Annotated in this window: 1 protein-coding gene; it reads left to right on the top strand. The window is 59.9% G+C overall.

Annotated elements, in window-relative coordinates:
- On the top strand, positions 1-247 hold a 247-nt coding region (locus ACSNOK_RS35600; RefSeq protein ID WP_436784806.1), incomplete at both ends, for a class I tRNA ligase family protein.

Genomic DNA, 247 nt, shown 5'->3' with positions numbered 1-247 from the left:
CAGTTACATTGAGGGCACCTGTCCGGTGTGTGGATACGACGATGCCCGCGGTGACCAGTGCGATAACTGTGGCCGTCAGCTCGACCCGGCCGACCTTATCGACCCCAGATCAAAGACCACAGGGGCCGCTCCCGAGTTTCGCGAGACCGAGCACTTCTTTCTCGACCTTCCTGCCCTGGCCGAGTCGTTGGCGTCGTGGATTGACACTCGCACCGATTGGCGTCCCAATGTCTTGAAGTTTTCCCAC

The sequence above is a fragment of the Streptomyces sp. URMC 126 genome (genome assembly GCF_051386555.1).
GTDB lineage: Bacteria > Actinomycetota > Actinomycetes > Streptomycetales > Streptomycetaceae > Streptomyces.
The sequence above is the reverse complement of the archived record's forward strand: the minus strand, read 5'-3'. Positions and strand labels throughout refer to the sequence as shown.